The following is an 18,504-nucleotide window of genomic DNA, read 5'->3' on the forward strand; positions in this document are numbered from 1 at the left end:
AAAGCTTAAGGAAATGGATATTCAAATTATGACCTACATCATCGTAGGGATCACTTTTGCCTTATATATCGGTATTGCGATTTGGAGTCGCGCCGGTTCTACCAAAGAATTTTATGTGGCCGGTGGTGGGGTTTCGCCTCTGGCAAATGGTTTAGCCACCGCAGCCGATTGGATGAGTGCGGCGTCATTTATTTCTATGGCTGGTCTCATCTCTACCCAAGGCTATGATGGCTCGGTTTACCTGATGGGATGGACCGGTGGCTATGTGCTTCTGGCCTTATTACTGGCGCCCTATCTACGTAAGTTCGGAAAGTTTACCGTGCCCGATTTTATTGGCGACCGCTATTACAGTAATACTGCTCGTACCGTGGCTATCGTAGCGGCGCTCTTCGTGTCCTTTACCTATGTAGCCGGACAGATGCGTGGAGTAGGGGTGGTATTCTCTCGCTTCCTCGAAGTGGATGTAACTACAGGTGTAATTATCGGAATGGTAACCGTACTGATCTACGCCGTACTCGGTGGTATGAAAGGGATTACCTATACTCAGGTGGCTCAGTACTGTGTATTGATTTTCGCCTTTATGGTGCCCGCCTTCTTTATCTCCTGGATGTTGACCGATAACTTCATTCCTCAAATTGGAATGGGGGGTAAACTTGCAGATGATACCTATCTGCTGGAAAAGCTCAATCAGCTCAACCAGGAACTAGGATTTGCCTCCTATACCGATGGCTCTAAGAGCAAGGTAGATGTATTCTTCATCACCGCAGCCTTAATGCTGGGAACAGCCGGATTGCCTCACGTAATTGTGCGTTTCTTTACTGTGCCTAAGGTGCGCGATGCTCGTAAATCAGCAGGATACGCATTGTTGTTTATCGCCATTCTGTACACTACAGCTCCAGCTATTTCCGTATTTGCTCGTACCAATTTGATTCAAACCGTTGAAGGTAAATCCTATTCTGAGTTACCACAGTGGGTTTCCAACTGGGAACAAACGCATTTACTGGCCTGGACCGATAAAAACGGTGATGGAAAGGTTCAATACCGTCCTGGCCCTGCGGTAACCGGAAAGGCTCCTGAGTTTTCCAATGAAGTAGGTGAGCAAGGAAACCTAATTGTAAGCAATCCCGATAACAGCAACGAAAATGAGCTATTTGTGGATCGTGATATCATTGTATTGGCTAATCCTGAGATCGCGAACCTCCCAGTGTGGGTAATTGCTTTAGTGGCTGCCGGTGGTTTAGCCGCAGCTCTTTCTACCGCTGCTGGATTGTTATTGGTAATTTCTACTTCTATTTCTCACGATTTATTGAAGAAGCAATGGATGCCCGATATCTCAGAGCGTGGTGAATTACTTTCCGCTCGATTCTCAGCCTTTATTGCCGTTTGTGTGGCCGGATATTTCGGAATCAATCCGCCCGATTATGTAGCGGCGGTAGTGGCCCTGGCCTTTGGTTTGGCTGCGGCTTCCTTCTTCCCAGCGATCATCCTGGGAATCTTTATGAAGAAGATGAACAAAGAAGGGGCTGTGGCTGGAATGATCGCCGGCTTGGCCTTAATGATATTTTATATTCTTAAATTTAAGTTCGGAGTATTCGATGGCGGTATGGCTGCCACTGCAGGCCTAAAAGATAGCTGGTGGTTCGGTATTAGTCCGGAAGGATTTGGAACTATTGCCATGCTCTTTAATCTGGCGGTGAGTTTGATTGTGATGCGATTTACGCCCGAAACCCCCGAAGATGTTCAGGAGTTGGTGGAAGATATTCGTATCCCTTCTGGCGCTGGAGATGCACAAGCACATTAATAAAAAAGCTAACCAAACCTAAGCTTAAGAAGATTGCCCGGCCGTACCCCTCTTATATTGGCCGGGCGATCCTTCTTTATGAGAATTGTCAGCCACACAGTTTTTGGAATTTGCAATATTTGAAAGATGGAGAAGCTATTAACCAAAAATGCCCTGATTGTAGTCCTGAGCCTTACGGTAATTTCTCCGCTCTTTTGGTCCTTCTTCGAGGGATCTCTTTCGTTTATTATTTACCTCTTTAGCCTCTTTGTAATCTGGGTTTTCTTCTTGTATCGAACTGCTAAAAAGATTGAGAATCCCTGATGACCCTGCTACTCATTGTCATAGCAACCGCTTATCTGGGCTTCATCTTTGGTGCCGCCTGGTATTTTGAAAAGCGACTCAGTAATGTAGGCTTCCGCCGATGGATGCCCTATATCTATGCTTTGGCATTGGCAGTATATTGTACCGCCTGGACCTTTTACGGTAGCATCGGGCGGGCTGCCGAATCGGGCTTCGATTTCCTCTTAATCTATATTGGGCCTACCCTGGTTATGTTTCTGTGGTATCCCATTGCTCGTAAACTCTATTACCTTAAAGTGAATCAAGGGATTGGCTCTTTGGCCGATTTACTTTCATCGCGCTATGGTAAAGATGCCGCCATGGGGAAATTAGTGGCCGCCTTATCCCTAATTGGTGTATTGCCATATATCTCTTTGCAGATCAAAGCCATCAGCGAAAGCTTTACCATCTTAAGTGGAAGTGCCTCTCCCATAAATACGGGCTTTAGCCTTAGTGATCCGGCCCTCTATGTAAGCCTGATTATGTTTGCTTTTACCATATTCTTCGGTACCCGTTATGTTCAGAATAACCGTCCTAAAGCCGGGCTGATTGGTACCATTGCTTTTGAGAGTTTATTTAAACTAGTAGCCTTTTTAGTTGTGGGCCTGATTGGCTTGAATAGTTTTTTACGAGACGATCGCTTCTATTCCGCTCTCGATCGATTTACGCATCAATCCTTTGAAATGCCTACAGCAGATTGGGCTTCCATTTTGCTGATTTCGGCATTTTCCTTTATGCTTTTGCCACGCCAGTTTCAAATGGGGGTGGTCGAAAATACTAGCGAAAGAAATATTTCAAAGGCCCTCTGGCTGGTGCCTTTGTACATGCTCATCCTCAACCTATTGGTCCTTCCTTTTGCTTTGATGGGCCCCGAATTAGCACCCGGTGCCAAAGCAGATTTCTATCTTTTAAGTCTTAGCCTGCAAAGCGGAGGTCCGGCCACTGCAGCCCTGGCCTTTTTAGGAGGACTCTCGGCTGCTACATCTATGATTATTGTTTCGACCCTGGCCCTGGGAAATATGTTTAGTACCCATGTACTAGTGCCTCAAATTGTGTGGAACAAAGACAAGCCATTGGATCGACGAATAATTGGTTTAAGACGCTGGGCCATCTTTGGGATTTTGATTTTGGCCTATTTCTATTACCACTACATCGCCGTGAAGGAGTCGCTGGTAAGTATTGGTATGGTGTCCTTTGTGGCTATCAGTCAATTTGCTCCGGCCTTCTTTGGTGCTTTGTTTTGGAAACAGGCGCATCGTAAGGCGGCTTTCGCCGGAATAGCCACTGGCTTTGCTATTTGGTTCTATTTTTTGGTGCTGCCCGAAATTTTGGTCCTTCTTAGTGGTGATCCACAACTTTTAGGCTGGGCCTCTCCTCAGCTTATCGCAGATGCCATGGGGGTGAGTGTGTTAAGCGCCGCAACCATCTTTAGTTTATTGGTAAATACCAGCATTTTCATTGCTTGGAGCTTGAATTTAGAAGCCACGCAAGAAGAAGAAAATCAGGCTACCTTATTTGTGAAGGCCAGTAGCTTATTAAGCGGAAATGAAGCCCCTGAGATTTACCGAGGTTCGGCGCCCTTCCCAGATATAAAAAGTCTCCTTATCAATTTCTTGGGGAATCAACGTACGGAAAAGGTACTCGATCGATATGCCCGACTAAATAATATTGATTGGAGCATATCTCCTACCGCCGATAGTCGGGTGATCAGTTATGCCGAACGATTGCTCTCCGAAGCTATTGGTCCAGCTAGCGCCAAAATTATGATCTCCTCGGTAGTGCAACGCGAAGAATTAAGTCGCTCTGAGGTATTGGGGATCTTAGAAGAAAGTCAGAAAGTACTACGCCTAAACCGCGAATTGAGTACTCGTAGTGAAGAGCTACGCAAGGCCACTGAAGATTTACGACAAGCCAATTATAAGCTTCAGGAATTAACCGAATTGAAGGATGAGTTCTTGTATACCGTAACTCATGAACTGCGCACTCCTTTAACCGCCATTCGTACCCAGGCAGAGTTGGTGCACGATGATCCGGAAATGCCAGAAGAAGACCGTCAGCGTTTTATTGGCAATATGGTGCAAGACTGTGAGCGCCTAACCCGCTTGATTAGCAATGTGCTGGATTTAGAAAAATTTGAAAGCGGCAGTCAGAAGCTTTCCTTGAGCCGTGTTGATCTGGGGCAATTAATAGAGGATACGGTAAAACAGTTTCAGGCATTGGCAGCTAAAAAGGGACATAGCCTGCGCTGTGAAATATCAGCACCTCTTACAGCCACCTATGCAGATGAAGATCGGATTGCTCAGGTTTTACATAATTTAATTGGCAATGCCCTTAAACATGCTCGTCATGATAATGGAGCGGTTTGGGTAACTGCCTATCGTTTGGATCAGGATTTAAAGGTGAACATCCATGATAATGGCAATGGAATTCCTTTAAGCGATCGGGAGCTGGTATTTGATAAATTTTATCAAGTACGAAATCAAACCCGCCGGAAACCCAGTGGCAGCGGACTGGGCTTGGCTATTAGTAAGAATATTATTCAAATGCATAAAGGGAAAATATGGATAGAAGATAACCCTGGAGGAGGAGCAAAGATTAGCTTTACCCTGCCATTGTATCTGCAAGAGGCGCAAATGAAGAACTCGAAATCCCACATTGATGCGTAGCAAGATTTTAATAGTTGACGATGAGATCAATATCCTAATGTCTCTGGAATACCTTTTTAAACGCAAAGGCTATGAGGTGTATATCGCCCGAAACGGTAACGAAGCCAAGAATCTGGCCGATCGTTACCAACCGGATTTGGTACTCCTGGATATTATGATGCCAGATGTTGATGGATATGAAGTATGTGATTATCTCAAATCAAAATCTAGCCCTCCCAAAGTGGTCTTCCTTTCCGCGAAAAGCAAGAAAGACGATGTGCAAAAAGGCTATGGACATGGCGCCGATCTCTATCTTCTAAAACCCTTCTCGAACAAAGAATTATTACAACATATAGAAGAACTAATCTAAAACCATGTCATACCAAACCGAATATCAAAACAGCTTGCAAGATCCGGAGGGATTTTGGGCCCGACAAGCACAAAAATTAGACTGGTATCGCCCAGCCGATGAGGTACTGTCTACCGACGAGGATGGACTGTATCGCTGGTTTAATGGTGCGATGACCAATACCGCTTATCTGGCCCTGGATTACCATGTAGAAAATGGTCGGGCCGATCAAGTGGCTATGTATTACGACTCTCCCGTTACCCAAACTAAAGCCCAATTTAGCTATCGCCAGATGCGAGATCGCGTGGCGAAGATCGCAGGCGGTTTAAAGAAACTAGGGGTTGGCAAAGGAGATACTGTGATAATCTACATGCCCATGATTCCCGAAGCGGTAATGTCGATGCTTGCTTGTGCCCGATTAGGAGCGGTGCACTCTGTAGTTTTTGGCGGCTTTGCTCCTCATGAGTTGGCTATCCGTATTGATGATGCCCGTCCAAAAGTATTAATCACGGCCTCTTCCGGTATTGAGGTAGATCGCATTATTCCTTACAAGCCTATGGTAGACAAAGCTATGGAACTGGCGGAGTATAAACCTGAGAAGGTGGTGATCTTTCAGCGGAAGCTTGGTGCTTTGGTGCCCAGTAAGGATTACGATATTGATTTTGATGAAATGGAGGAGCAGGCCGAGTATGTTGGTTGTACGCCGGTTTATGCCACAGATCCACTCTATATCCTATATACCAGCGGAACCACCGGAAAACCCAAAGGGGTGGTGCGCGATAATGGCGGGCATGCGGTGGCCCTTCGCTACAGTATGGAAGCTATTTATGGTATTAAGCCCGGTGATGTGTATTGGGCTGCCTCTGATATCGGCTGGGTAGTTGGACACTCTTATATCGTGTATGCCCCCTTATTAAGTGGAGCAAGCACTGTTTTATTTGAAGGGAAACCGATTCGAACTCCCGATGCCTCTACCTTCTGGCGGATTATTGCAGAATATAAGGTGAAGGTGATGTTTACTGCACCTACCGCTATTCGGGCCATCCGTAAAGAAGATCCCAAGGGACAGTTTATCAAGCAATACGATCTATCCTCCTTAAAATATCAATTTCTGGCAGGCGAGCGCTGCGATGTAGATACCCTAACCTGGTTGCAAGGTCAGTTGGGTATTCCCGTAGTGGACCACTGGTGGCAAACCGAAAGTGGATGGCCAATGCTATCAAACTTCCCGGGAATAGAATTGCTCGAAGTGAAACCTGGCTCAGTTAGTAAGCCAGTTGCGGGCTACGATTTAAGAATCCTCACCGAAGCGGGAGATGAGTCTCCTGCCGGAGAAGAAGGCTACGTAGCAGTGAAATTGCCTCTGCCTCCAGGATGTTTACCTACCCTTTGGAATAATGTGGAAGGCTTTAAGTCTTCTTATCTGGAGCGTTTTCCCGGCTATTATTTTAGTGGAGATGGCGGCTTTAGGGATGCCGACGGATTTACCTATATCACCGGTAGGGTAGATGATATTATCAATGTGGCCGGACACCGTTTATCGACGGTTGAAATGGAAGAAGTGGTGGCCGCTCATCCTGATGTGGCGGAATGTGCTGTGATTGGTGCCGATGATAGCTTGAAAGGGCAGATTCCTTTAGCTCTGGTGGTTTGTCATCAAACCGGAAGGCCCTTTATTGAAGTTGCGGAAGAAATTGTAGCTTCGGTTCGTTCTGAGATTGGAGCGGTGGCTGCATTGAAAAAGGTGTATCAGGTGCCTCGCTTACCGAAAACCCGCTCTGGGAAAACCCTGCGTAAATTACTCCGCGCCATTGTAAATGGAGAGGAGCTTAAGATACCATCAACCATTGATGATCCGGCCATTGTGGAGGAGATCAATGACATTGTTCATCCAAGTGTTAAACAAATAACCAGCTAAGAATGGAAGCAAAATTCCGAATTAATTCATTTGAAGAATACGAGGAGCAATACAAGCTCAGTACAGAAAGACCCGAAGATTTTTGGGGGCAAATAGCCTCCAACTACCAGTGGCAAAAGCCCTGGGATAAAACCCTGGAATGGGAATTCGATAGCCCTGATGTAAAGTGGTTTCTTAATGCCAAGCTCAATATTACTGAGAACTGTTTAGATCGTCACCTGGAAAAGCGTGGTAATAAACTGGCTTTGATTTGGGAGCCGAATGATCCTAAAGAACGCTTTGTGCGGATGACCTATCGCGAATTGCATGAAGAGGTTTGTCGTACGGCCAATGTGCTTAAAAAGCATGGGGTAGGTAAAGGGGATCGCGTGGCAATATACATGCCCATGATACCCGAATTAACGATTGCCGTTTTGGCTTGTGCGCGCATTGGTGCAGTGCATTCCGTGGTATTCGCAGGTTTCTCCGCTCATGCCCTGGCCGATCGTATCAATGACTCATCTTGTAAAATGGTAATTACTGCCGATGGTATTTACCGAGGTGCCAAGGAGATCCCTTGTAAGGGAGTGGTCGATGAAGCTTTGAAAAGCTGCACCAGCGTAGAGACTGTTCTGGTGTCTGAGCGTACCCGCTGGAATGTGCAAATGAAAGAAGGTCGTGATTACTGGATGCATGAGGAATTATTGGACGTAGATCGTTTTTGCCCCGCTGAGCCCATGGATAGCGAGGATATGCTCTTTATCCTCTATACTTCCGGATCTACTGGTAAACCCAAAGGGGTAGTGCATACTTGCGGTGGATACATGGTGTATGCCGGTTATAGCTTTGCTAATGTTTTCCAATACGATGAGAGCGATGTGTACTGGTGTACTGCCGATATTGGCTGGATTACCGGGCACTCTTATATTGTTTACGGTCCTCTTTTAAATGGTGCTACCACTTTGATGTTCGAAGGGGTGCCCACCTATCCTGATGCGGGTCGTTTCTGGCAGGTATGTGATAAGCACGGTGTAAATCAATTCTATACTGCTCCCACCGCCATTCGGGCTTTAATGGCCAAGGGTGAGGATCACGTATTAAGCTATGGACTCTATTCCTTAAAAGTGTTAGGTACCGTGGGTGAGCCGATTAATGAGGAAGCTTGGGAATGGTACCATATCCACGTAGGGAAAGAGAAATGCCCCATTGTGGATACCTGGTGGCAAACTGAGACTGGTGGAATCATGATTTCGGGATTAGGTGGACATAGTCCTATGCGACCTTCACATGCGGGATATCCTTTACCGGGAATTCAGCCTGTGCTGCTCGATCAAGAAGGAAAGGAGATTGATGGCAATGATCAGGAAGGCTATTTAGCGATGCGCTTCCCTTGGCCATCCATGTTGCGCACCACCTATGGTGACCATGAACGTTGCAAGAACACCTATTTCTCTCATTACAATGGCTATTACTTTACTGGTGATGGTGCTCGTAGAGATGATAAAGGCATGTATCGGATTATCGGTAGGGTAGATGATGTAATCAATGTATCTGGTCACCGTTTTGGAACGGCCGAAATTGAAAATGCTATTAATTCTAATGACCATATCGTTTCGGAATCTGCGGTGGTAGGTTATCCTCACGATATTAAGGGGCAAGGAATTTATGCCTACGTGATTACCAAGGAGCCACCTACCCATCCTGATAAGCTGAGAGCGGAAATCGTGGAAACGGTAGTAGAAGAAATTGGTAAAATCGCCAAGCCCGATAAAATCCAATTCGTGAGTGGATTGCCCAAAACTCGCTCTGGAAAGATTATGCGTCGAATCTTACGTAAGATTGCAGAAGGAGATACCTCTAATTTAGGCGATACTTCTACCTTATTGGATCCAGACGTAGTGGATGAAATCAAAGCCGGGGCTTTGTAGATTTAAGCTCCCTTATATGATAAAAGCCATTCTGAATTTTCAGGATGGCTTTTTTTATGCCGCCAAAAAATTACTCAGCCAACCCACAGAATTTTCCTTCGTATACTAATTAGGTGCTTTAGGATACATTCCAAAAGCATCGCCAGAATTACCTTTGTAACATGAGATGGCTCTACGCTATACTAATCAGTTTGGGTACCCTCGCCAGCAGCCTCTATAATTCGATAGTTTGGATGCAGTTTGAGGTACAGCAAGACTATTATGCCACTCAACTCTGTGTGAAAAAGGAAATCAAGGATAATGATTGTCAGGGTCACTGTCAGTTGAAAGCCTTGCTACAGGCCGGTGAGGAACCGGATAAGCCTGCCTTGCCTGAGTACAAAGAAGAGCTTTCTTTATTCTTGACGGACTTCGAGTCTGATCAAAATCCAATAGAAATTCATAGCCTCACTTTAGATTATCCTTTAAGCAAGCAAGCATTGCTTTCCAGCGGTGCATTGAAAATGATCTGGCGTCCTCCGATTGTATAGGTTCCCTTCATAGAATCCCTATATAATCAACTCTAAATCAGATCAAATAATGAAACTTAAATATTTCGTAGCTGCCTTAGCGCTTGCTACTTTCATGACCTCTTGTGAGGACGATACCCCTAGTCAGAATCCTAATACCACTACTTCTGAAGTTCCTGTAATTCTGCATTATGACTTTAAATACGGAACTACAGATTTTGCCTTAAATCAGGAGTTTACCAGTGATAGCGGTTATACCATTCGCTATACCCTGGCAACTTTCTATTTGGCCAAGCCGGTAATTATGGATGATGCAGGAAATTCTACCGCTTTGAATCCTGAGTATTATATCATTCGTCCAGATGTGATGATGAGCAATATGGGAACCATCGAAGCGGGTCATGCCCATATGTTTAATGTAAGCATTGGGGTAGATGCCGAAACCAATACGGAAACTGGTGGAAATGGTATGCAACCTACTGACTTCAGTGATGTAAACCATCCTTTGGCTCCTCAGCCGGAAGGCATGTACTGGTCTTGGGCTTCGGGCTATATCTTCGTGAAGATTGAAGGTGAAATCGATTATGAAGGTGACGGCACTTATGACCAAACCTTCAAGTATCACTTAGGTACCGATCCTTTCCGTAAAGATCGTAGTACCATGCTACACACTTCGGTAGAAAAGGGAGATACCCTGGATATTACCATGACCGTGGATTATCAGCAGTTCCTGCAAGGAATCGACTTGCATTCTGAAGTACTTACCATGTCTATGGGCGATGCCCGTCCTTTGGCAGAGAAAATGATGAATCAGTTCGATGCCGCTACCAGCTTTGAATTGGGTAGCGATCATGGACACAAAAAGTAAAATAGAATTTGGAGCATTCCCCATCGCGAAGATCATAGTCGCGATGGGAATGCTTTTTTTCTTGGCTCAGGCTTGTCAGCCAGATACCGAATTAAACATTCAATCGGAGCCTAGCCCGGTACGGATTAGCATCAATCATTTTCCGGAAATGCCAATTGGAGAAGGGAAGGAGCTTACGGAAGAAGCAATTGCTGCAGGTAAGGCTTTGTTTTTTGATCCTATCTTGAGTCGGAACCGGGATTTATCTTGCAGCTCCTGCCACTTAACTCATCTGGCATTTTCGGATGGTAGAGCGGTGGCGATAGGAACGGAGGGAAGGCTGCATAATCGTAATTCGCCCACCTTATTTAATGTGGCTTGGCAGCCCTATCTATTTATGGATGGGGGAAATCCTACTTTAGAAAGTCAGGTGATTGGCCCTATTGAAGAGCATCGGGAAATGGATTTACCTTTTTCAGAGGCCATAGCTCGGGTGGCAGCGGTAGACTATTATCAAGAACTGTTTCAAAGGGCTTTTAAGGAGGATGTGAATCCGAAGACCCTGGCATTGGCACTGGCCACTTATGAAAGAGCTTTGGTCTCCTACAATTCGCCTTTTGATCGCCATGAATACGCTGGAGACGCATCGGCCCTGAGCCCAGCCCAAAAAAGGGGCTTAGCGCTTTTTAAAAGTGCGGAGCTCAATTGTGTGGCCTGCCATGTATTACCTCTGACCACTGATTTTAGCTTTCAGAATAATGGCCTCTATGAGGTTTATGTGGATCCCGGTCGGGCTCGAGTAACCAATAATATTCCCGAGCATGAAGGGCAGTTTAAAGTGGCGACCTTGCGTAATATCGCCTTAACTGGCCCCTATATGCATGATGGTAGTTTGGGAAGCCTGGAGGCAGTGGTAGATCACTATGCTTCAGGGGGAAGTAATCATCGCTTAAAGAGTTCCCTAATTACAGGTTTTAGTATCAGTGCTCAGGAAAAGGTAGATTTGATTTCCTTTTTGGAGGCATTGACCGATACCACTAGCTACAAAGCTTATATGCCTTAAGAATCGAGGCGATCTTTAACGTAGGTGATTTCGGTTTTACCGTGAGCTGCCGGTTTACCTTGATCGTCGAGGTTTACAAAAACCAGTTTATCAATCTTAAGGATGGGCTCGCGAGTTAATTTATTGCGGACCTCACAGCGCATGGTAATAGAGGTTTTGCCGAAGTGGGTGGCTTCAATCCCTAGCTCAACGATATCCCCTTGCTTGGGAGCCGAGATAAAATTGATTTCAGAGATATACTTGGTTACTACATGCTTGTTCTCCAATTGAACGATGGCGTAGATTACCGCTTCTTCATCGATCCAGGAAAGTAAGCGACCACCAAAAAGGCTTAGGTTAGGGTTAAGGTCTTCGGGTTTTACCCATTTGCGGGTATGGAAATTCATAATCGTAAAATTTTAGGGAGTCAGGTATTTAACCCAACTCCCTTTGCTATTGTTTTATTTCAAGAAGGCACTGTACATCCAAACGCTTTTTTCTTGTTCGCGGATGTAGTCACTCATTAGGGCATTGGTACCCTCATCATTCATTTCACCGGAAAGGTCGAGGATTTCGCGCTCCAGCTCCAATAAAGTTTTGTAGCCGGAAAGTACTGCTTCTACTGCCGGACGAGCTTCGCTGATATTAGCGGCTTCGGCAATTTTGGCTTCTTTAAGATAGTCGGTAAAGGTGTGCAGGGGCGTGTAACCTAAGGTGAGGATACGCTCGGCAATTTCATCCACCTTTTGGAAGGAGTCCATATAGAGCTCTTCGAACTTCAGATGCAACTCAAAGAATTTTTCGCCTTTAATGTTCCAATGCAGGGCACGGCTATTGGCGTAGAAAAGCTGGTAATTGGCAAGGAGGATATTCAGTTTATCAGCCAGTTTGCTGGCTTCATTGATAGGTAAACCGATTTGATTATTGCTCATGACTATGGTTTTTAAATTCTGTTCAAAGATAACTATTAGCTATCGCAATTGTGAAGTTAATAAGGATAGTCGATAACTATATGTTATTGAGCGATGAATTTTCCGAGAAAGCCATTGCTAGCCCTTTGGTTTGGGCTTTACTTAATCTGATATTCTACATATAAGCTTGCGGTCACTTTTACCGTGCCTTTACTGATGGCTATTGACTTGAACTTAGCAACACTATTAGCGAAATTATCCGCTTCTTGTTTAAGGAATTGATTGGCATCAGGCTGAGAGGCAGTGATCTCAACATTGCCAATTTTCAGGATTTCTTTTTTAGTTTCTGGAATTTGCTCCAATAGTTTATCGGATAGAGTGCCTGATTTTTTCAGAGCATTGAGATAGGCTTCATTTTTTAAGCTGTCAATCTCGGAATGTGAATAGCTTAATCCGCCCAGGTCGAGCTTGCGATTCTCTAAGAGCTCGGTATAGATCTCATCCAATTTATCAATATCCTTTACCGTGAGGAAAATCCGAGTGGAGCTCTTATAGCCCTCAAAAATTTGGGAGCTGTTTTGCCAGCGGTAGCTCTTATCCAAATCTACTGCAGTGGTGAGAATATCATCCTGATCTACTCCCAGGGCCAGTAATCTATCATGGAGCTCATTCGACTTATCAATTAAACACTGCTTGGATTTTTTAATGGAGAAGTCAAGGCATTCCAGTCTAATATAAAAGGAAGCTTGATTAGGTAGGGTTTCTACTTCCCCTTCTGTTTTAAGGAGAATGGTTTTGAATTTGGAAGGGGGAGGTGTTGAGCTGTTTTGACAGCTAACTAGAAGGAGGAGGCTGAATAAGGTGATGAGGTTTTTCATGTGACCGGATTTTCTAAGTGAAGAATTCGTTGATATGCTGTCTAAAGCTAATTATGAGTGAGCTCTCAATTTCGAGATTTTAAAGCAGAGTATCTTATGCTAGAGACAAAAAAAGCCATCAACCCGAAAGCTGATGGCTTAAAATTTATTTGCTTTTGATGCTTAGCGTACGCCGTGCATCAATTTGTTTAGTGGTTTACTGAAGAAGGCGATTACCACCGCAATTCCCAGCAGCACAAAGCCAATATTAGAGAATACCCCAATATAGGTGTCGAAACCGGCAGCCAGGTCCAACTCACCGCCGCCACCTTCTTCTACTCCGGTTAAAGCTGCAATCTTACCGGCTACGAAGTTGGCAATGGCATAACTCAAGAACCAGCCACCCATCGCAGCTCCTGCAATTTCTTTAGGTGCTAATTTGGTTACCATACTTAAACCGATAGGTGATAAGAAAAGCTCTCCGGTGGTATGCAAGAGGTATAAGAGTAATAAGGTGATTAATGGAACTTTGTAGTCAACAGCAAATTGGCTGAAGAACAAGGTTACCAGGAAGCCTAATCCCAGCTGTAAAATACCGTAAGAGAATTTCATTGGGATGCTGGGGTTCTTACCAATCTCTGTAAGCTTAACCCACATTACTGAAAAGATCGATCCGAAGATGATAATAAAAGCGGGGTTAAAGAACTGTGTCATCGAAGCTGGCATTTCCCAGCCAAAAATGAAGCGGTCTACATTTCGATCCGCAAATAAGGTAAGTGAGGTTCCGGCTTGTTCGAAGCTGGCCCAGAAGGCAATATTAATAATGATAAAGATGACTAGAGCAATCATTCGATCACGCCAAATAGGGCCTTTATCAATACCCGCTTTAATTAAGCTGTAGGCTACCGCAATAAAGACACCTAAGAGAAGGAAGTCCATAATTTGGTTTTGCCAGATTAATAAGTAACAAGCGGGGATGGTTAATAAAGATCCAACGATAATTACCGTTAACCAGCTAATTCCACCAAAGGCTTTTTCACGAGCGGCTGGACGAATATCCAAGCCATCGGCGGCAGCGTAACGATGACGACCAAACCAGAAGATAACCAGAGCCGACAGCATTCCGATACCGGCCATAAAGAAGCCGTATTTAAAGCCGTAGGTTTCTCCAATATAAGCGACCAATGTGGTGGCTAAGAGAGAGCCGATATTAATACCGATATAGAAAATGGTGAAACCAGAATCTCGGCGAGGATCGTTGTCTTCATAAAGCTTTCCTACAATAGTGGAGATATTCGCTTTGAAGTAGCCATTACCAACAATAATGGCGCCCATACCCAGCAGTAACCAGGTTTCGTCGCCACCCAGAATCATAAACTCCCCAATGGCCATTAAGACCGATCCTAACAAAATCGCTAAACGATAACCCAAATAACGGTCGGCCAATCGGCCTCCTAAAACCGCTGCGGCGTATACCAGTCCTGTGTAGGCTCCGTAGATCAGAGAAGCTTCCGCATCTCCTTTCATTAATGATTTTACCAGATATAAGGTAAGCAGTACGCGCATTCCGTAGTAACAGAAGCGTTCCCACATCTCGGAGAAAAACAGAATGTATAATCCGTTAGGGTGACCCTGTTTCGTTAGATCGGTGTTTGACATTTTTAGGATTTTAATTTGACCGTCGAATTAACAAAAATTAATCCAAAGGTGATTGGCTTTTTAAAGGTTCTCCTCAATGAACTCAGTCATCTTGGTGTACAGGTGATTACGGGTATTGCCCCCGTAGATTCCGTGGTTCTTATCCGGATAAATGAAAAGGTCGAATTGCTTATCTGCTTTAACCAAAGCGCTAATCATGCGCATCGTGTTTTGAACATGCACATTATCATCGGCGCTACCGTGCACCAGGAAGTAGGCTCCTTCTAATTTATCTACGTGATTAATAGGACTATTATCATCATATCCATCAGGGTTTTCCTGCGGAGTACGCATATAGCGCTCGGTATAAATATTATCGTAAAATCGCCAGTTGGTTACCGGAGCAACTGCGATGGCCATTTTAAATACATCGGCCCCTTTGGTAATGCCTAAGCTGCTCATATAGCCACCATAGCTCCATCCCCAAATACCAATGCGCTCACCATCTACATACTTTTGCTTGGCTAACCATTTGGCGGCAGCTATCTGATCTTCAGTCTCCAGCTTTCCTAATTGCTGATAGGTTTGGGTACGGAAATCACGTCCACGGGCTCCGGTACCGCGATTATCTACACTTACTACAATGTATCCTTTGGCGGCTAAGGCCTGATACCAGAATCCGTTAAAGGCATCGTAGCTGTCCTCCACGGTTTGGGATCCGGGTCCACCGTAAACAAACATTAATACTGGATAGCTTTTAGAAGCATCAAAATCCAGAGGCTTAATCATCCAGGCATTCAATTGGGTGCCTTCCTCATTGGGGATTTGAATAAATTCTTTGGGCGACAAACGGAACATGTCCATGCGTTTTTTGGTGCCCTCATTATCATTTATCACCCGCACTTCTTTTCCGTTCGAACGATGTAAGGTCTCAAGAGTGGGGGTGCTGGCGCTGGAATAGCGGTTAATGTAAAACTGGAAGCCACTGCTGAAGGTCGCATCGTTCCAACCCTTTTTAGTGCTGAGTTTTTCTTTGCCGCTTCCATCTAATTTCACACGGTAAACGCTACGGCGGATGGGTGACTCTTCGGCACTTTGATAGTACAAATAACCACTGCCCGGTTCATAGCCGTAAAACTCGGTTACTTCCCATTCACCTTTGGTGATCTGACGAACTAGTTCTCCTTCTTCACTGTAGTGGTAAATATGATTATAGCCGTCTTTTTCGCTGGTCCAGATAAAACTATTATCGTCCAGGAATCGCAGATTATCATGGATCTCTAAATAGGCAGGCGCCTTTTCTTCGTAGAGCTTTTCTACTTCCAGACCTTTCTTTTCAACTTCTACTTCCCATAAGATTAAATGATCTTGATGGCGGTTCAAAGTGGTGATCACCAATTCATCGGCTTCGCTGGTCCACTTAATACGAGGGTAGTATTCTACCGCCATGGGTAGTTCTACTTTAAAATCCTTTTGATTCTTTACATCGTAAATATGGATGCTCACTTTGGAGTTCACTTCACCCGCTTTGGGGTATTTAAATACATCTTGAGATGGGTATAAGGCTTGTCCGTACACATCCATGGAGAAGGTGGGTACTTCAGACTCATCAAATTGGTAATAGGCGATATACTGCCCATCGGGCGACCAGTGGAAACCTTTGTGGAAGCTAAATTCTTCTTCGTACACCCAATCTACGGCACCGGCGATTAAGGCATTTTCTTTGCCTTCACCAAAACTGATCGACTCAGATTTTCCATCCAAATCCTGCACATGCATTTTGTTTTGGTACACATAGGCCACCTTGTTTTCGGTGGGAGAGAGGTCGGCTAATTGTTGTTTGCCCTCAGCCTCTACCTTGCTTAAGCTGCCTTCCTTTAAATCGTAAATGAAATAGTAGCTCTTGGAAGAGTGACGATAGATGGATTCTGTTTCGGTGCCCAGCAATACCTTGTCTTCGGTGGCATTAAACTGATAGCTGTCAAATTTGATGCTTTGACCGGTTTTCTTTTCAATTTCTTTGGATGAAAGAAGGGTGGCTACTTTTTCACCACTTTCATAGCTGTATTTATCAATACTGCCATCGGCACCATTTAAAACGGTAAAGTGCAAACCGTCGTTCATACTGCGTAAACCGCTGGTACTACGTGCGTAAAAAGTACCACGCCAAACATCTTGAACAGTAACATCGCGATTTTGGGCCAGAAGGCTGCCTGGGGCGATGAGAATTACAAAAACAATAACTAAGTTGCGATAGAACATTGCCTGAATTTTAAGCGCGCCTAAATTAGAATATTTTAGAGAGACCTATGGACTATCGCCGGTTGGATAATGAGGACCTGAAACACTTTGCTTCCTTTTTGGAGGAGTCGGAAATAATTACAGATCTCGAGCAGCGGGAGCCTTATGGTCATGATGAGACCGAGGATTATCAATTTACACCCGATTTGGTGCTTAAGCCAAATAGCGCAGAGGCCGTAGCGCAAATTTTGAAGCACTGTAATAGCCGCCAAATTCCGGTTTATACCAGTGGCGCCCGCACCGGATTAAGTGGGGGAGCATTGCCCGTTTACGGTGGAGTGGTTTTGTCGACGGAAAAGCTTAACCGAATCCTCGAAATAGATGAGCGAAATTTGCAGGCTACTGTAGAGCCTGGTGTTATCAATCAGGTGTTCCATGAAGCCTGCAAAGAGAAGGGACTTTTTTATCCGCCGGACCCCAGCAGTTGGGGCTCTTGCACCCTCGGGGGGAATTTAGCCTTGAACGCCGGTGGACCCAAAGCGGTGAAGTACGGAGTTACCAATGCCTATGTTTTAGATTTGGAAGTGGCTTTGGCCGATGGGACTTTAATAAGAACCGGAGCTCGGGTGCTTAAGAATAGTACCGGCTATAATCTTACCCAACTAATGGTGGGTAGTGAAGGAACCTTGGGGCTAATCACCAAGGCCGTATTTCGATTGATACCCTATCCTCAACATGATCGACTGATGTTGATCCCCTTTCAATCGGCTGAAAAGGCTTGTGAGGCCGTATCGGCCATTTTTCAAGCCGGAATTACGCCCTCAGCCATGGAGTTTATGGAACGCGATGCGATTGATTATACCTTACAATATGTAGATGGTGTTAGCCTGCCCATTGGTCCGGAGGTACAAGCTCATTTATTGGTAGAGGTGGATGGGAATAGTACGGAGGTATTAATGCAAGAATGCATGGCCATTGCCGATATTGTAGAAGAGTTTGAAGCCGGGGAAGTTCTCTTTGCGGAAAGTGCGCAAGAAAAGGCAGCCCTTTGGAAGCTTCGGCGCAAAGTGGGAGAGGCTGTTAAATCGCATTCTGTTTATAAGGAGGAAGATACGGTTGTGCCAAGGGCCGAATTAGCGAAACTCCTGAGAGGGGTGAAGGAATTAGGTGCGAAATATGGCTTTCATTCAGTTTGTTACGGTCATGCCGGTGATGGCAACCTCCATGTGAATATCTTGAAAAATGAAATGAGCGATCAGGCCTGGAAGGAAGAATTGCCCAAGGGTATTCGAGAGCTCTTTACTCTGGTTAAGGAATTGGGAGGTACGATTAGTGGGGAGCATGGAATTGGCTATGTCCAAAAGGATTACCTGGATATCGTATTTAGAGAGGCAGAATTACAAATTCAGCGATCTCTAAAAAATCTTTTTGACCCCCAACAAATTCTCAATCCTGGGAAACTATTTCCAAATCAATGAGGGAACTAGCTTCTAGATAAAAAATAGGCTTATCGATGAA

At 44.9% G+C, this 18,504-nt stretch carries 15 protein-coding genes; 10 read left to right on the top strand and 5 right to left on the bottom strand.

What is annotated here, in order from left to right:
- Positions 1–13 precede the first annotated feature (13 nt).
- From ACO05P_RS16635 to ACO05P_RS16675, 9 genes are all read left to right on the top strand, one after another.
- Positions 14–1,801 carry a sodium:solute symporter family protein gene (locus ACO05P_RS16635; protein WP_421752611.1) on the top strand — a complete coding sequence of 596 codons (1,788 nt, stop codon included), beginning with the start codon at positions 14–16 and terminating at the stop codon, positions 1,799–1,801.
- A gap of 126 nt (positions 1,802–1,927) precedes the next feature.
- Positions 1,928–2,104, top strand: coding sequence for a hypothetical protein (locus ACO05P_RS16640; protein WP_210757791.1), 177 nt, complete (start codon positions 1,928–1,930; stop codon positions 2,102–2,104).
- Positions 2,104–4,788, top strand: coding sequence for an ATP-binding protein (locus ACO05P_RS16645; protein WP_421752612.1), 2,685 nt, complete (start codon positions 2,104–2,106; stop codon positions 4,786–4,788). The genes ACO05P_RS16640 and ACO05P_RS16645 overlap by 1 nt, the downstream gene beginning before the upstream one ends.
- A complete protein-coding gene (locus ACO05P_RS16650) occupies positions 4,781–5,137 on the top strand; it encodes a response regulator transcription factor (RefSeq protein ID WP_421752614.1) in 357 nt (118 codons plus the stop codon). Before ACO05P_RS16645 ends, ACO05P_RS16650 begins: the two co-directional genes overlap by 8 nt.
- Before the next feature lie 4 nt (positions 5,138–5,141).
- The gene (locus tag ACO05P_RS16655; protein ID WP_421752616.1) at positions 5,142–7,034 is read left to right on the top strand and encodes an acetate--CoA ligase; all 1,893 of its coding nucleotides are present in this window, start codon (positions 5,142–5,144) and stop codon (positions 7,032–7,034) included.
- A gap of 2 nt (positions 7,035–7,036) precedes the next feature.
- Positions 7,037–8,941, top strand: a complete 1,905-nt coding sequence (gene acs, locus ACO05P_RS16660; protein WP_421752618.1) for an acetate--CoA ligase — start codon at positions 7,037–7,039, stop codon at positions 8,939–8,941.
- A gap of 161 nt (positions 8,942–9,102) precedes the next feature.
- Positions 9,103–9,471: a hypothetical protein gene (locus tag ACO05P_RS16665; RefSeq protein ID WP_421752620.1), complete on the top strand. Its 369-nt coding sequence runs from the start codon at positions 9,103–9,105 to the stop codon at positions 9,469–9,471.
- Between the two features lie 49 nt (positions 9,472–9,520).
- Positions 9,521–10,318, top strand: a complete 798-nt coding sequence (locus ACO05P_RS16670; protein ID WP_421752622.1) for an MbnP family protein — start codon at positions 9,521–9,523, stop codon at positions 10,316–10,318.
- Positions 10,302–11,360, top strand: a complete 1,059-nt coding sequence (locus ACO05P_RS16675; RefSeq protein ID WP_421752624.1) for a cytochrome-c peroxidase — start codon at positions 10,302–10,304, stop codon at positions 11,358–11,360. The genes ACO05P_RS16670 and ACO05P_RS16675 overlap by 17 nt, the downstream gene beginning before the upstream one ends.
- Here the strand turns inward: ACO05P_RS16675 and ACO05P_RS16680 are convergent.
- The 5 genes from ACO05P_RS16680 to ACO05P_RS16700 all read right to left on the bottom strand — a co-directional run bounded on the left by ACO05P_RS16680 (position 11,357) and on the right by ACO05P_RS16700 (position 17,007).
- Complete coding sequence (locus ACO05P_RS16680; protein WP_210757799.1) at positions 11,357–11,746, bottom strand: acyl-CoA thioesterase; 390 nt, start codon at positions 11,744–11,746, stop codon at positions 11,357–11,359. The two genes, ACO05P_RS16675 and ACO05P_RS16680, sit on opposite strands and share 4 nt — an antisense overlap.
- Before the next feature lie 54 nt (positions 11,747–11,800).
- Positions 11,801–12,271, bottom strand: a complete 471-nt coding sequence (locus ACO05P_RS16685) for a Dps family protein (RefSeq protein WP_421752627.1) — start codon at positions 12,269–12,271, stop codon at positions 11,801–11,803.
- A 137-nt stretch (positions 12,272–12,408) separates the two neighbouring features.
- The gene (locus ACO05P_RS16690) at positions 12,409–13,128 is read right to left on the bottom strand and encodes an SIMPL domain-containing protein (protein WP_421752629.1); all 720 of its coding nucleotides are present in this window, start codon (positions 13,126–13,128) and stop codon (positions 12,409–12,411) included.
- A gap of 162 nt (positions 13,129–13,290) precedes the next feature.
- Positions 13,291–14,766, bottom strand: a complete 1,476-nt coding sequence (locus ACO05P_RS16695) for a peptide MFS transporter (protein WP_421752631.1) — start codon at positions 14,764–14,766, stop codon at positions 13,291–13,293.
- A 60-nt stretch (positions 14,767–14,826) separates the two neighbouring features.
- The gene (locus ACO05P_RS16700; RefSeq protein WP_421752633.1) at positions 14,827–17,007 is read right to left on the bottom strand and encodes a S9 family peptidase; all 2,181 of its coding nucleotides are present in this window, start codon (positions 17,005–17,007) and stop codon (positions 14,827–14,829) included.
- Positions 17,008–17,054: 47 nt separating this feature from the next.
- Here ACO05P_RS16700 and ACO05P_RS16705 point away from each other — a divergent pair, with 47 nt between their 5' ends.
- On the top strand, positions 17,055–18,464 hold the full coding sequence (locus ACO05P_RS16705) for an FAD-binding oxidoreductase (RefSeq protein WP_421752635.1): 1,410 nt from the start codon (positions 17,055–17,057) through the stop codon (positions 18,462–18,464).
- The last annotated feature ends 40 nt before the right edge of the window (positions 18,465–18,504 follow it).

The sequence above is a fragment of the Croceimicrobium sp. genome, from assembly GCF_965228705.1.
Taxonomy (GTDB): domain Bacteria; phylum Bacteroidota; class Bacteroidia; order Flavobacteriales; family Schleiferiaceae; genus Croceimicrobium.

What these genes read in the sequence shown, in the direction of transcription:
- ACO05P_RS16635 (WP_421752611.1), top strand. Translation starts at nt 14, where the DNA reads ATGGATATTCAAATTATGACCTACATCATCGTAGGGATCACTTTTGCC.
- ACO05P_RS16640 (WP_210757791.1), top strand. Translation starts at nt 1,928, where the DNA reads ATGGAGAAGCTATTAACCAAAAATGCCCTGATTGTAGTCCTGAGCCTT.
- ACO05P_RS16645 (WP_421752612.1), top strand. Translation starts at nt 2,104, where the DNA reads ATGACCCTGCTACTCATTGTCATAGCAACCGCTTATCTGGGCTTCATC.
- ACO05P_RS16650 (WP_421752614.1), top strand. Translation starts at nt 4,781, where the DNA reads ATGCGTAGCAAGATTTTAATAGTTGACGATGAGATCAATATCCTAATG.
- ACO05P_RS16655 (WP_421752616.1), top strand. Translation starts at nt 5,142, where the DNA reads ATGTCATACCAAACCGAATATCAAAACAGCTTGCAAGATCCGGAGGGA.
- acs (WP_421752618.1), top strand. Translation starts at nt 7,037, where the DNA reads ATGGAAGCAAAATTCCGAATTAATTCATTTGAAGAATACGAGGAGCAA.
- ACO05P_RS16665 (WP_421752620.1), top strand. Translation starts at nt 9,103, where the DNA reads ATGAGATGGCTCTACGCTATACTAATCAGTTTGGGTACCCTCGCCAGC.
- ACO05P_RS16670 (WP_421752622.1), top strand. Translation starts at nt 9,521, where the DNA reads ATGAAACTTAAATATTTCGTAGCTGCCTTAGCGCTTGCTACTTTCATG.
- ACO05P_RS16675 (WP_421752624.1), top strand. Translation starts at nt 10,302, where the DNA reads ATGGACACAAAAAGTAAAATAGAATTTGGAGCATTCCCCATCGCGAAG.
- ACO05P_RS16680 (WP_210757799.1), bottom strand. Translation starts at nt 11,746, where the DNA reads ATGAATTTCCATACCCGCAAATGGGTAAAACCCGAAGACCTTAACCCT.
- ACO05P_RS16685 (WP_421752627.1), bottom strand. Translation starts at nt 12,271, where the DNA reads ATGAGCAATAATCAAATCGGTTTACCTATCAATGAAGCCAGCAAACTG.
- ACO05P_RS16690 (WP_421752629.1), bottom strand. Translation starts at nt 13,128, where the DNA reads ATGAAAAACCTCATCACCTTATTCAGCCTCCTCCTTCTAGTTAGCTGT.
- ACO05P_RS16695 (WP_421752631.1), bottom strand. Translation starts at nt 14,766, where the DNA reads ATGTCAAACACCGATCTAACGAAACAGGGTCACCCTAACGGATTATAC.
- ACO05P_RS16700 (WP_421752633.1), bottom strand. Translation starts at nt 17,007, where the DNA reads ATGTTCTATCGCAACTTAGTTATTGTTTTTGTAATTCTCATCGCCCCA.
- ACO05P_RS16705 (WP_421752635.1), top strand. Translation starts at nt 17,055, where the DNA reads ATGGACTATCGCCGGTTGGATAATGAGGACCTGAAACACTTTGCTTCC.